This is a genomic window from Mycobacterium sp. E2989, assembly GCF_001667595.1.
Classification (GTDB): Bacteria; Actinomycetota; Actinomycetes; order Mycobacteriales; family Mycobacteriaceae; genus Mycobacterium.
This window is the reverse complement of the sequence record NZ_LZJX01000127.1, coordinates 48,189-62,280: the sequence shown is the minus strand read 5'-3', so window position 1 is coordinate 62,280 and position 14,092 is coordinate 48,189. Positions and strand designations below refer to the sequence as shown.

At 68.5% G+C, this 14,092-nt stretch carries 7 protein-coding genes; all 7 read left to right on the top strand.

Going from position 1 to position 14,092, the window contains the following annotated elements:
• The first annotated feature begins 69 nt into the window (after positions 1–69).
• Complete coding sequence (locus A5680_RS23535) at positions 70–1,119, top strand: esterase family protein (protein ID WP_055403908.1); 1,050 nt, start codon at positions 70–72, stop codon at positions 1,117–1,119.
• 158 nt (positions 1,120–1,277) lie between these two features.
• The gene (locus A5680_RS23530; RefSeq protein ID WP_067823852.1) at positions 1,278–2,180 is read left to right on the top strand and encodes an esterase family protein; all 903 of its coding nucleotides are present in this window, start codon (positions 1,278–1,280) and stop codon (positions 2,178–2,180) included.
• A gap of 131 nt (positions 2,181–2,311) precedes the next feature.
• The gene (locus tag A5680_RS23525; RefSeq protein ID WP_055403907.1) at positions 2,312–3,322 is read left to right on the top strand and encodes a cutinase family protein; all 1,011 of its coding nucleotides are present in this window, start codon (positions 2,312–2,314) and stop codon (positions 3,320–3,322) included.
• Positions 3,323–3,610: 288 nt separating this feature from the next.
• On the top strand, positions 3,611–5,509 hold the full coding sequence (gene fadD32, locus A5680_RS23520) for a long-chain-fatty-acid--AMP ligase FadD32 (protein ID WP_055403906.1): 1,899 nt from the start codon (positions 3,611–3,613) through the stop codon (positions 5,507–5,509).
• Between the two features lie 71 nt (positions 5,510–5,580).
• Positions 5,581–10,905: a polyketide synthase Pks13 gene (gene pks13, locus A5680_RS23515; protein ID WP_067823850.1), complete on the top strand. Its 5,325-nt coding sequence runs from the start codon at positions 5,581–5,583 to the stop codon at positions 10,903–10,905.
• A gap of 77 nt (positions 10,906–10,982) precedes the next feature.
• Positions 10,983–12,476, top strand: coding sequence for an acyl-CoA carboxylase subunit beta (locus A5680_RS23510; RefSeq protein WP_231633838.1), 1,494 nt, complete (start codon positions 10,983–10,985; stop codon positions 12,474–12,476).
• Between the two features lie 39 nt (positions 12,477–12,515).
• A complete protein-coding gene (locus A5680_RS23505; RefSeq protein WP_082970476.1) occupies positions 12,516–13,886 on the top strand; it encodes a tetratricopeptide repeat protein in 1,371 nt (456 codons plus the stop codon).
• Positions 13,887–14,092 lie beyond the last annotated feature (206 nt).

Here is a 14,092-nt window from a genome sequence, read left to right as displayed (position 1 = left end):
TATGCAGTACGACCCACACATGACGCGTCCCGGATGACGGGCGCGCCGAAGAAGGATGAGGAAGCAAGGATGACGCTTGTCGACAGGTTTCGCGGCGCCGTGGCCGGCATGCCGCGGCGGCTCGTGGTGGCGGCCGCAGGCGCGGCGCTGCTCTCGGGCCTGATTGGCGCCGTGGGGGGCTCGGCGACCGCTGGTGCCTTCTCGCGCCCCGGTCTGCCGGTGGAATACCTGCAGGTTCCTTCCGCGGCGATGGGCCGCGATATCAAGGTGCAGTTCCAAAGCGGTGGCGCCAACTCGCCCGCGCTGTACCTGCTCGACGGAATGCGCGCGCAGGACGACTTCAACGGCTGGGACATCAACACCCCGGCGTTCGAGTGGTACAACCAGTCCGGCATTTCGGTCGTCATGCCCGTCGGTGGTCAGTCCAGCTTCTACTCCGACTGGTACAAGCCCGCCTGCGGTAAGGCCGGCTGCACCACCTACAAGTGGGAGACCTTCCTGACCAGCGAGCTGCCGGCGTACCTGTCCGCGCAGAAGCAGGTCAAGTCGACCAACAACGCCGCCGTCGGTCTGTCGATGGCCGGGTCGTCGGCGCTGATCCTCGCCGCGTACCACCCGAACCAGTTCGTTTACGCCGGCTCGCTGTCGGCGCTGCTGGACCCGTCGCAGGGCATGGGCCCGTCGCTGATCGGCCTCGCCATGGGTGACGCCGGTGGCTACAAGAAGGACGACATGTGGGGCCCGTCGAGCGACCCGGCCTGGGCGCGAAACGACCCGTCGCTGCAGGTCAGCAAGCTCGTCGCCAACAACACCCGGATCTGGGTGTACTGCGGTAACGGCAAGCCGTCCGACCTCGGTGGCGACAACCTGCCCGCCAAGTTCCTCGAGGGCTTCGTGCGGACCTCCAACCTGAAGTTCCAGGACGCGTACAAGGCCGCCGGTGGCAACAACGCGGTGTGGAACTTCGACGCCAACGGCACCCACGACTGGCCCTACTGGGGCGCGCAGCTGCAGGCGATGAAGCCTGACCTGCAGTCGGCGCTGGGTGCCACCCCGGGCGCCGGGCCGGCCACGGCCGCTGCGGCCGCCGGAAACGGCACCAACGGCCAGGGCACCTAAGCCCTAAAGATCACGCGACTGGCGGCGGGAACCCCTCGGGGTTTCCGCCGCCAGTGGTTTTGGTGTGTGATTTGTTTCACTACCCCGCGGGCGGGGGAACTACGGCGCTGGCTAATGTGCAGACAGCGACTAGACGATGGAGGGTGGACATGAGGGTCGTGCGGGGTATGTCGGCGCTTCTTCGGGCGGTCTGCGTGGCCGCGCTGGCGGTCGGCTTGATCGGCGTCGTCGTGACGGGCGGACCGGCCGGCAAGGCCAGGGCGGCGGGGTACGAGAGCCTGATGGTGCCGTCGGCGGCGATGGGCCGCGACATCCCGGTGGCCTTCCTGGCGGGCGGACCGCACGCGGTCTATCTGCTGGACGCCTTCAACGCGGCCCCGGACGTCAGCAACTGGGTCACCGCGGGCAATGCGATGAACACGCTGGGCGGCAAGGGAATCTCGGTGGTGGCGCCCGCGGGCGGGGCCTGGAGCATGTACACCAACTGGGAGCAGGACGGCAGCAAGCAGTGGGACACGTTCCTGTCCAGCGAGCTGCCGAACTGGCTGGCCGCCAACAAGGGCCTGGCGCCCGGTGGCCACGCCGCCGTCGGCGCCTCGCAGGGCGGCTACGGCGCGATGGCGCTCGCCGCGTTCCACCCCGACCGCTTCGGTTTTGCCGGCTCGCTGTCGGGCTTCCTGTACCCGTCGAGCACCAACTACAACGGCGCCATCCTGGCCGGGCTGCAGCAGTTCGGCGGCGTCGACGGCAACGGCATGTGGGGCGCACCCCAGCTGGGCCGGTGGAAGTGGCACGACCCCTACGTCCACGCCTCGCTGCTGGCGCAGAACAACACCCGCGTGTGGGTCTACAGCCCGACCAACATGGGCGGCGACGACGCCGCGATGATCGGCCAGGCCGGCGCGGCCATGGGCAGCTCCCGCGAGTTCTACCAGCAGTACCGCAGCAACGGCGGGCACAACGGTCACTTCGACTTCCCCGGCGGCGGCGACAACGGCTGGGGCTCGTGGTCGGGGCAGTTGGGCGCGATGTCGGGGGACATCGTCGGCGCCATTCGGTAGCGGCGATCGCCCAATCGGTAGCGGGTCGCTGCCCGGCTGACCCGCTCCTGCGAGCCGGTACCGTGTAGGGGGTGCGGCGGGGGTCGGAGGACCATTTCGCTGCGATCCACCGACTCTGTTAGCAGGAGAACATGGCTACCGACGCCCGGCGCAAGCGCCACCGAGCCCTCGCCTGGACCGCCGCCCTGGCGATGGCGGGCGTCGTGTTGTTGGTCATCGTGCTCGTGGTCGTCATGCTGCGTGGCCGCGAATCGCCGCCCAGCGCGGTGCCGCCCGGCGTGCTGCCGTCGCCGTCCACGACCACCCATCCGCACAAGCCGCGGCCCGCCTCGCAGGACGCGTCGTGCCCGGACGTCCAGTTGGTCAACGTCCCCGGCACCTGGGAATCGGCCCCGCAGGACGATCCGCTCAACCCGATGCAGTTCCCCAACGCGTTGCTGCACAAGGTGACCGCGTCGATCACCCAGCAGTTCCCCGCGTCGCGGGTGCAGGTGTACACCACCCCCTACACCGCGCAGTTCCACAACCCGCTCAGCGGTGACACCCAGATGTCGTACAACGAAAGCCGCGCCGAGGGCACCCGCGCGACGGTCCAGGCGATGACGGACATGAACGCCAAGTGCCCGCTGACGAGCTACGTGCTGATGGGCTTCTCCCAGGGCGCGGTGATCGCCGGTGACATCGCCAGCGATATCGGCAACGGCCGCGGGCCGGTCGATGACGACCTGGTTCTGGGTGTGACGTTGATCGCGGACGGCCGCCGCCAGCCCGACGTGGGCAAGGACATCGGGCCCAACCCGCCAGGGCAGGGCGCCGAGGTCACCCTGCACGAGGTGCCGGTGCTGTCCGGGCTGGGCCTGACCATGACCGGGGCGCGGCCGGGCGGATTCGGCGCGCTCAACGACAAGACCAACGAGATCTGCGCGCCGGGCGACCTGATCTGCGCCGCCCCCGACGAGGCGTTCAGCGTGGCCAACCTGCCCAACACGCTCAACACCCTGGCCGGCGGGGCCGGCCAGCCCATTCACGCGTTGTACGCGACGACCCAGTTCTGGAACCTGGACGGGCAGCCCGCGACGGATTGGACGCTGAACTGGGTGCAAGGACTGATCACCAACGCGCCGCACCCCAAACATGGATGACCGGCCGCGGGACACAGCGGTTTGGAGCCCGTTGCCGGTGCAGATCAGCGGTACCTTGTGATTTGGTGTGCTGCGGGCCGCCCCTTAACATTAAGAGGAATTTAAGAGCTAGAGACTTTGTCGCGGACCCGGTCCTGGTTGAAGCCGGCCTGGGATGAGCAGGAGGCCGGCGCCCGTGGCGCCGCGCGAGGACTGGCCCGCGGTCGAGATGGGAAACCGTCGGCGTCGCCGACCATAGGACGAAAGTCGGCGTGGCGCCGACTTAAACAGGCGTGACAGGAGAGCGGAATGCCGTACCACAACCCGTTCATCGTGAATGGAAAGATCAGGTTCCCGGATAACACCAACCTGGTCAAGCACGTTGAGAAATGGGCGAGGGTTCGCGGCGACAAGCTGTCCTACCGTTTCATCGACTACTCCACCGAGCGCGACGGGGTGTACCGCGACATCGTGTGGCGCGACTTCAGCGCCCGCAACAGGGCGGTGGGCGCCCGGCTGCAGCAGGTCACCCAGCCGGGTGACCGCATCGCCATCCTGTGCCCGCAGAACCTGGACTACCTCATTGCCTTCTTCGGCGCGCTGTACGCCGGCCGGATCGCGGTGCCGCTGTTCGACCCGAACGAGCCGGGCCACGTGGGCCGGCTGCACGCGGTGCTCGACGACTGCACGCCGTCGACCATCCTGACCACCACCGAGGCCGCGGAAGGCGTCCGCAAATTCATCCGCGCGCGCTCGGCCAAGGAACGGCCCCGCGTGATCGCCGTCGACGCGGTGCCCGACGAGGTGGCGTCCACCTGGGTCGAGCCCGAGGCCGACGAGAACACCATCGCCTACCTGCAGTACACCTCCGGCTCCACCCGCACCCCGACCGGCGTGCAGATCACCCATCTGAACCTGCCCACCAACGTGCTGCAGGTGCTCAACGGTCTCGAGGGCAAGGAGGGCGACCGGGGCCTGTCCTGGCTGCCGTTCTTCCACGACATGGGCCTGATCACGGCGCTGCTGTCGCCGGTGCTCGGCTACAACTTCACGTTCATGACCCCGGCCGCGTTCGTGCGCCGGCCCGGCCGCTGGATTCGGGAGATGGCGCGCAAGCCCGAAGACGCCCCGAACTGTGAGGTCGTCACCGTCGCCCCGAACTTCGCGTTCGAGCACGCCGCGGTGCGCGGCGTGCCCAAGGACGGCGAGCCACCGCTGGACCTGAGCAACGTCAAGGCGATCCTCAACGGCAGCGAGCCGGTGTCCCCGGCGTCGATGCGCAAGTTCTACGAGGCGTTCAAGCCGTACGGCCTGCGCGAGACCGCGATCAAGCCGTCCTACGGCCTGGCCGAGGCCACCCTGTTCGTTTCCACCACGCCCATGGACGAGGCGCCCACGGTCATCCACGTCGACCGCGACGAGCTGAACAAGCAGCGCTTCGTCGAGGTCGCCCCCGATGCGCCCACGGCCGTCGCGCAGGTTTCCGCCGGCATCATCGGCGTCGACGAGTGGGCCGTCATCGTCGACCCCGACACCGCCAGCGAGCTGCCGGACGGGCAGATCGGCGAGATCTGGCTGCACGGCAACAACATGGGCACCGGCTACTGGGGCAGGGAAGACGAGACCACCGAGACTTTCCGCAACCTGCTCAAGTCGCGCATCAGCCAGTCGCACGCCGAGGGCGCCCCGGACGACGGCATGTGGGTGCGGACCGGCGACTACGGCACCTACCACAAGGGCCACCTCTACATCGCGGGCCGGATCAAGGACCTCGTCATCATCGACGGCCGCAACCACTACCCGCAGGACCTCGAGTACTCGGCGCAGGAGGCCAGCCGCGCCCTGCGCACCGGCTACGTGGCCGCGTTCTCGGTCCCGGCTAACCAGCTTCCGCAGGTGGTGTTCGACAACCCGCACACCGGCCTCAAGTACGACCCCGAGGACAGCTCCGAGCAGCTGGTGATCGTGGCCGAGCGCGCTCCCGGCACGCACAAGCTCGACTACCAGCCGATCGCGGACGAGATCCGGGCGGCCATCGCCGTCCGCCACGGGGTGACCATCCGCGACCTGCTGCTGGTGCAGGCGGGAACGATCCCGCGTACCTCCAGCGGCAAGATCGGGCGCCGCGCGTGCCGCGCCGCCTACCTCGACGGCAGCCTGCGTAGCGGCGTCGGATCGCCGACGGCCTTCGCCGGCGCTAACGACTGAACCCAGGAACCATGGCTGAATTAGACGATCCCCAGGACCCGCAGGAGAATCTGCCCGCCAAGAAGACCGAAATGCGCGCCGGCGACGATGCAGAGCGGAGCGATGAGGAGGAGCGGCGCAAAATGACGGTCCCCGAGATGCGCGAGTGGCTGCGCAACTGGGTGGGCAAGGCCGTCGGGAGGTCGCCGGACGACATCGACGAGTCGGTGCCGATGGTCGAGCTCGGCCTGTCGTCCCGCGACGCCGTGGCGATGGCCGCCGACATCGAAGACATGACCGGTGTCACCCTGTCGGTCGCGGTGGCCTTCCAGCATCCGACCATCGAGTCGCTGGCCACCCGCATCATCGAGGGCGAGCCCGAGATCGACACCAGCGGTGACGACGTCGCCGACTGGACGCGCAACGGCCCGGCCGAACGCGTCGACATCGCGATCGTCGGCCTGTCCACCCGGCTCCCCGGCGACATGAACTCTCCCGAGGAGACGTGGCAGGCGCTGATGGAGGGTCGCGACGCCATCACCGACCTGCCCGAGGGCCGCTGGTCTGAGTTCCTCGAGGAGCCGCGGCTGGCCGAGCGGCTGGCCAACGCCCGCACCCGCGGCGGCTACCTGAAGGACATCAAGGGCTTCGACTCCGAGTTCTTCGCGGTCGCCAAGACCGAGGCCGACAACATCGACCCGCAGCAGCGGATGGCCCTCGAGCTGACCTGGGAGGCGCTCGAGCACGCCCGCATTCCGGCGTCGAGCCTGCGCGGCGGATCGGTCGGCGTGTACGTCGGCGTCTCCAACAACGACTACAGCTTCCTGGCGGTGTCCGACCCGACCGTCGCGCACCCGTACGCGATCACCGGCACGGCGACGTCGATCATCGCCAACCGGGTGTCCTACTTCTACGACTTCCGCGGCCCGTCGGTCGCCGTCGACACCGCCTGCTCGAGCTCGCTGGTGGCCGCCCATCAGGCGGTGCAGGCGCTGCGCAACGGCGAGTGCGACGTGGCGGTCGCCGGTGGCGTCAACGCGTTGGTCACCCCGGTGGTGACGCTCGGTTTCGACGAGATCGGCCAGGTGCTGTCGCCCGACGGCCGGATCAAGTCGTTCTCCTCGGACGCCGACGGCTACACCCGCTCCGAGGGCGGCGGCATGCTGGTGCTCAAGCGGGTCGACGACGCCCGCCGCGACGGCGACCAGATTCTCGCCGTGATCGCCGGCAGCGCGGTCAACCACGACGGCCGGTCCAACGGCCTGATCGCGCCCAACCAGGACGCGCAGGCCGACGTGCTGCGCCGGGCCTACAAGGACGCGGGCATCGACCCGCGCACCGTCGACTACATCGAGGCGCACGGCACCGGGACCGTCCTGGGCGACCCGATCGAGGCCGAGGCTCTGGGCCGCGTCGTCGGCCGCGGACGTCCGGCCGACCGCCCGGCGCTGCTGGGTGCGGTGAAAACCAATGTGGGCCACCTGGAGTCGGCCGCGGGTGCCGCGAGCCTGGCCAAGGTGGTGCTGGCGCTGCAGCACGACAAGCTGCCGCCGTCGATCAACTTCGCCGGCCCCAGCCCGTACATCGACTTCGACGGGATGCGCCTGAAAGTCGTTGACACCGCGACCGATTGGCCGCGCTACGGCGGCTACGCGCTGGCCGGGGTGTCCAGCTTCGGGTTCGGTGGGGCCAACGCGCACCTGGTGGTGCGCGAGGTGCTGCCCCGCGACGTCGTTGAGAAAGAGGCGCCGGAACCCGAGCCGCAGGCCGAGGCCGAAAAAGCCTCTGAAACCGCTGACGCGCCAACGATGGAAGGCCACTCGCTGCGGTTCGACGACTTCGGCAACATCATCCCCGACGCCGAGGCGCCCGAGGAAGAGTACGAGCTGCCGGGCGTCACCGAGGAGGCGTTGCGGCTCAAAGAGATTGCGCTGGAAGAGCTCGCGGCCCGGGAGGCCGAGGAGCCGACCAAGCCGCTGATCCCGCTCGCCGTGTCGGCCTTCCTGACCTCGCGCAAGAAGGCCGCCGCCGCCGAGCTGGCCGACTGGATGGAAAGCTCCGAAGGCCAGGCCTCCTCACTGGAGTCCATCGGGCGGGCGCTGTCGCGCCGCAACCACGGCCGTTCGCGCGCGGTGGTGCTGGCCCATGACCACGAGGAGGCCATCAAGGGCCTGCGCGCGGTCGCCGAGGGCAAGCAGCGGCCGGGCGTGTTCAGCGTCGACGGCCCGGTGACCAACGGCCCGGTGTGGGCGATGGCCGGATTCGGTGCGCAGCACCGCAAGATGGGCAAGAACCTGTACCTGCGCAACGAGGTCTTCGCCGAGTGGATCGAGAAGGTCGACGCGCTGATTCAGGACGAGCGCGGATACTCGGTGCTCGAACTGATCCTCGACGACTCGCACGAGTACGGCATCGAGACTTCCAACGTCGTGATCTTCGCGATCCAGATTGCGCTGGGTGAGCTGCTCAAGCACCACGGCGCCAAACCCGCTGCGGTGATTGGTCAGTCGCTCGGCGAGCCCGCGTCGGCCTACTTCTCCGGCGGCCTGTCCCTGGCGGACGCGGCGCGCGTCATCGCCTCGCGTTCACACCTGATGGGCGAGGGCGAGGCGATGCTGTTCGGCGAGTACATCCGGCTGATGGCGCTCGTCGAGTACTCCGCCGACGAGCTGAAAAACGTGTTCGGCGACTTCCCCGGCCTGGAGGTGTGCGTCTACGCCGCGCCCAGTCAGACCGTCATCGGCGGCCCGCCCGAGCAGATCGACGCGATCGTCGCCCGCTGCGAGGCCGAGGGCCGCTTCGCCCGCAAGCTGCAGACCAAGGGCGCCGGGCACACATCGCAGATGGACCCGCTGCTCGGCGAATTCTCCGCCGAGCTGCAGGGCATCGAGCCGATGAGCCCGAGCGTCGGAATCTTCTCGACCGTGCACGAGGGCAGCTACATCAAGCCCGGCGGCGAGCCGATCCACGATGTCGCGTACTGGGTCAAGGGAATGCGTCACTCGGTTTACTTCACCCACGGTGTTCGCAACGCCGTCGACAGCGGCCACACCACCTTCCTGGAGCTCGCGCCCAACCCGGTGGCGCTGATGCAGATCGGCCTGACCACCGCGGCCGCGGGTCTTCATGACGCCCAATTGATTCCGACGCTCGCCAAAAAGCAGGACGACGTCGAGTCGATGATCTCGGCCATGGCCCAGCTCTACGTGCACGGCCACGACCTCGACATCTGGACGCTGTTCAGCCGAGCCAGCGGACCGGCCGATTACGCGAACATCCCACCGACTCGTTTCAAGCGCAAGGAACACTGGCTCGACGCCCACTTCTCCGGCGACGCGTCGGTGATGATGCCCGGCAACCACGTCGCGCTGCCGGACGGCCGGCACGTGTGGGAGTACAAGCCACGCGGCGCGACCGACCTGGCGGCATTGGTGAAAACCGCTGCGGCAGCGGTCCTTCCGGACGCTCAGCTGGCCGCCGCCGAGCAGCGTGCGGTGCCGGGCGAGGGCGCCCGGCTGGTGACGACGCTGACCCGCCACCCCGGCGGCGCGTCGGTCCAGGTGCACGCGCGCATCGACGAGTCCTTCACGCTGGTCTACGACGCGCTGGTGGCGCGCTCCGGGCAACAAGGCGTCGCCCTGCCCGCCGCCGTCGGCGCCGGCGCGGTCATCGAGGCGCCGACCAACGGGGCGGTGGCCGAGCCGGAGGCGAGCGGGGACGAGCCGGAGGCCGAGACCCTGACCGACAGCCTGACCAACCGGTACTTCTCGGCGGACATGGGCAAGTGGTCGCCGGACTCCGGGGAGACCATCGCGGACCGCCTCGGCACGATCGTCGGCGCGGCCATGGGTTACGAGCCCGAGGATCTGCCGTGGGAGGTGCCGCTGATCGAGCTGGGTCTGGACTCGCTGATGGCCGTGCGCATCAAGAACCGCGTCGAGTACGACTTCGACCTGCCGCCGATCCAGCTGACGGCGGTGCGCGACGCGAACCTCTACGCCGTGGAGAAGCTGATCGAGTACGCGGTCGAGCACCGCGACGAGGTCGAGCAGCTGCACGAGCACCAGCAGACGCTGACGCCCGAGGAGATCGCCAAGGAGCAGGCGCAGCTGTTGAGTGGGGCGACGCCGGCCACCCTGGCGGCGACCGCGCCCGATCCGCAGGCCGAGCCCGAAACACAGGCCGCGCCACCGGCCCCGGCGTCGGATATGCCGATCCCCCCGCCGCCGACGGACCCGTCGGGCCCGACCCCGAACGGCAAGCAGCCCAACCTGGCCGGCGCCGCCCAAGCGCTCAACCAGGAGGCGGTCGCCAAGGCGCTCAACTCGGACGTGCCACCACGCGACGCCGCCGAGCGGGTCACCTTTGCGACGTGGGCGATCGTCACAGGCAAGTCGCCGGGCGGCATCTTCAACCCGCTGCCCAAGCTCAACGACGAGCAGGCCGCCAAGATGGCCCAGCGCCTCTCCGAGCGCGCGGAGGGGACGATCACCGCCGAGGACGTGCAGGGGTCGGAGACCATCGAGGCGCTGGCCGAGAAGGTGCGGGACTACCTGGAGGCCGGCGTGATCGACGGCTTCGTCCGCACCATCCGGGCGCCGCAAAACGATTCGCAGATACCGGTGTTCGTGTTCCACCCGGCCGGCGGTTCGACGGTGGTGTACGAGCCGCTGCTCAACCGGCTGCCGTCGGACACCCCGATGTACGGCCTGGAGCGGGTCGAGGGCACCGTGCAGGAACGGGCCGCCCAGTACGTTCCCAAGCTGCTGGAGATGAACGGGGACAAGCCGTTCGTCCTCGTCGGCTGGTCGCTCGGTGGCGCCTTGGCCTACGCCTGCGCGATCGGGCTCAAGCGGATGGGCGCGAACGTCGCGTTCGTCGGCATGATCGACACCGTCCGGGCCGGCGAGGAGATCCCGCAGACCAAGGAAGAGACCCGCAAGCGCTGGGACCGCTACGCGCGGTTCGCCGAGCGCACCTTCAACGTCGAGATCCCCGCGATCCCGTACGAGCATCTCGAGGAGCTCGACGACGAAGGCCAGGTGAAGTTCGTGTTGGAGATCGTCCAGCAGAGCGGCGTGCAGGTGCCCGGCGGGATCATCGAGCACCAGCGAACCTCGTACCTGGACAACCGGGCGCTCGAGACGGTCCAGATCGAGCCCTACGACGGCCACGTCACGCTCTACATGGCCGATCGCTACCATGACGACGTCATCGAGTTCGAGCCTCGGTACGCCATCCGCCAGCCGGACGGCGGCTGGGCCGAGTACGTGGCCGACCTCGAGGTCGTGCCGATCGGTGGCGAGCACATCCAGGCCATCGACGAGCCGATCATCGCCAAGGTGGGTGCACACCTGACCGAGGCGTTGGACAACATCGAGGCGGGGCGCCGCCGGACGAGTGAGGTGGGCAAGTAGTGACCGGTGCGGAACCTTCTCGCGCTCACACGACAGCCGAAAAGCTGGCCGAGCTACACGTTCGTCTGGAGCGGGCCATGGAGCCCGGCGGCGAGAAGGCCGCGGCCAAGCGCGAGAAGAAGGGCATCCCCAGCGCCCGCGCCCGCATCCACGCGCTGGTCGACCCGGGCACGTTCATGGAAGTCGGGGCGTTGGCCAAGACGCCGAACGACCCGAACGCGCTCTACGGCGACGGGTGCGTCACCGGGCACGCCATGATCGACGGCCGGCCGGTCGGGGTGTTCTCCCACGATCAGACCGTCTTCCAGGGCACGGTCGGCGAGATGTTCGGCCGCAAGGTCGCCCGGCTGATGGAGTGGTGCGCGATGGTCGCCTGCCCGATCATCGGCATCCAGGACTCCGGCGGGGCCCGGATCCAGGACGCGGTCACCTCGCTGGCGTGGTACGCCGAGTTGGGCCGCCGGCACGAGGCGCTGTCGGGTCTGGTGCCGCAGATCTCCCTCATCTTCGGCAAATGCGCCGGGGGAGCGGTGTATTCGCCCATCCAGGACGACCTGCTCGTCTCGGTGCGAGACCAGGGCTACTTCTTCGTCACGGGCCCGGACGTCATCCGCGAGGTCACCGGCGAGGAGGTCACCCTCGACGAGCTCGGCGGCTCCGACGCGCAGGCCCGCTACGGCAACATCCACCAGGTGGTGAACTCCGAGGCCGAGGCGTTCCAGTACGTGCGCGACTTCCTCTCGTTCCTGCCGTCGAGCACCTTCGGCAAGCCGCCGATCGTCAACCCCGGCCTGGAGCCGGAGATCACCCCGACCGACCTGGAGCTCGACGCGATCGTGCCGGACTCCGACAACGCGGCCTACGACATGCATGAAATCCTGCTGCGCATCTTCGACGACGGCGACTTCCTCGACGTCGCCGCGCAGCACGGGCCGGCCATCATCACCGGGTACGCGCGCGTCGACGGGCACCCCGTGGGGGTGATCGCCAATCAGCCCATGCACATGTCGGGGGCGATCGACAACGAGGCCTCCGACAAGGCGGCGCGGTTCATCCGGTTCTGCGACTCGTTCAACATCCCGCTGGTCTTCGTGGTGGACACCCCGGGCTTCCTGCCGGGCGCCGAAGAGGAGAAGCGCGGAATCATCAAGCGCGGCGGCCGTTTCCTGTACTCCGTGGTCGAGGCCGACGTGCCGAAGGTGACGATCACCGTGCGCAAGTCCTACGGCGGCGCCTACGCCGTGATGGGGTCCCGGCAGCTGACCGCCGACTTCAACTTCGCCTGGCCCACCGCGCGCATCGCGGTGATCGGCGCCGAGGGGGCCGCGCAGCTGCTGATGAAGCGGTTCCCCGACCCGACGACGCCCGAGGCGCAGCAGATCAAGAAGGACTTCATCGAGGGCTACAACCTCAACATGGCCATCCCGTGGACCGCCGCCGAACGCGGCTTCATCGACGCGGTGATCGACCCGCACGAGACTCGGCTGTTGCTGCGCAAGTCGCTGAAGCTGTTGCGGGACAAGCAGTTGTGGTTCCGCACCGCGCGCAAGCACGGGCTGATCCCGGTCTAGCGTTCCGGTTGAACCGGCCTGGCAGGCAAGGGGATCTGCATGTCGGAAAACCAAGCGGCCGAGGTTGATCCGGTCACGGCAGCAGTACAGAAGTGGCAGTCGGTGCAAGCCACGCTGGGTCCGCAACACGAATCGACTGTCGCCGCGCTGCTGGCGCTCGCCGAGGCGCGCCAGACCGCCGGCGACACTGAGGGTGCTGTCCGTGACGCCGGTGCAGTACTCGATATGCGTCGCGATGTGCTCGGACCAGAACACCCGGAGACGCTCGTGGTGGCCGGCGCGGTGGCGCGGTGGCGTTTCCTCCTCGCTGACGTCGGTGCGGTCGACCAACTGCGCGAACTGGTTCCGACCATGGCTCGCGTGCTGGGCGCTGAGCACCCCGACACGCTCCGCGCAAGTCATGTCGTGGCCTACGTCGAGTATCCGAACGAGGATCCCGGAAGCCGGCTGGTGCGCTGGGTTCGGTTGTGCGGTGCCGAAACTCGCGCGTTCGGTGTCGAGCACGAGGTGACGCTTTCGGCGGCCTACATGGCGGCGCAGGCCCGCTACGATCTCGGCGACCCTTTCGGCGCCAGCTCGGACGCGGTGCCCGTCGTCATGTACCGCCGCCAGGTCCTGGGAAAGCATCATCCCGATACGCTGGCTGCCCAATTGGCGCGGCTGGGGTGGCTCGGGGAAGCCACAGGCGTCACCGATTTCGTTTGCAGAAGCCTCGACGAACTGATAACGGCCGCCGAAAACGCGCTCGGCCATGACGCTGAAACCAGCCTGCGGGCGCGTTACGTGCGTGCGCTTTGGGCGCCGAAAACGGCGGGTACCGAAGTGGACTGCATCTCCGAGTGGGAACTACTGGCCGAGGACCTGGCCCGCGGCCTTGGCGAGGGCCATCCGCTGAGCGTCGCTGCGCGCGAACAACGCACAGCGGCGCGCGCCGAGTGGGAGCAGGACCTCGACGAGGTGCGCGATCTTGCCTTCCATTTGTACGTCGACATGGAATCGGAAGAGCGCGGCATCGACCAGCCCCCGGGGCGGGGCTGGCTGGACACGGGAGACCTCGACGAAGACACGGTCGACAAGGTGACCGAGGATGCCGACGAGCAGCGCTCCGAGCGCGCCGAGTTGATGGAAAACATTGTGGCAGCGAAGAAAGCGCTGTCCCGAAGCGCCCGAACCGCGGGCAATGACGCCTACCAGACCCTGCTGTGGCGGTATTTCCTGGCCTGGCGGTTTTGGGAGGGGCACGAATTCGAGGCGGCCGGCGAGCGGACCCGGCGGTTGATCGACGATTGCGCGCGGCTGCTGGGAGACGACCACGAACTCATGCAGGCATCGCGAACAATGCTGCACTTCATCGACAACCGCACCTGGAGCGGTCTGCCCCTGTTCTGGGATGGCAGCGCGATGGTCTGAAGAGGTTCCTGGTGTTCCACCACGATCCCGAAATCGGTTGTGGTTCCGCACGGCACGAAAGCACGGGCCGATTCGTCTAGATCGGCTGCCGCGCAACATCATTCGTCACACCGGCAGCGTCTCTCCGACCATACGCCGACCGTGAAACTTGATATCGCGTGCGATATCAAATCCGTGGATCGGGTGGTGTTTGTCGCACGACACGA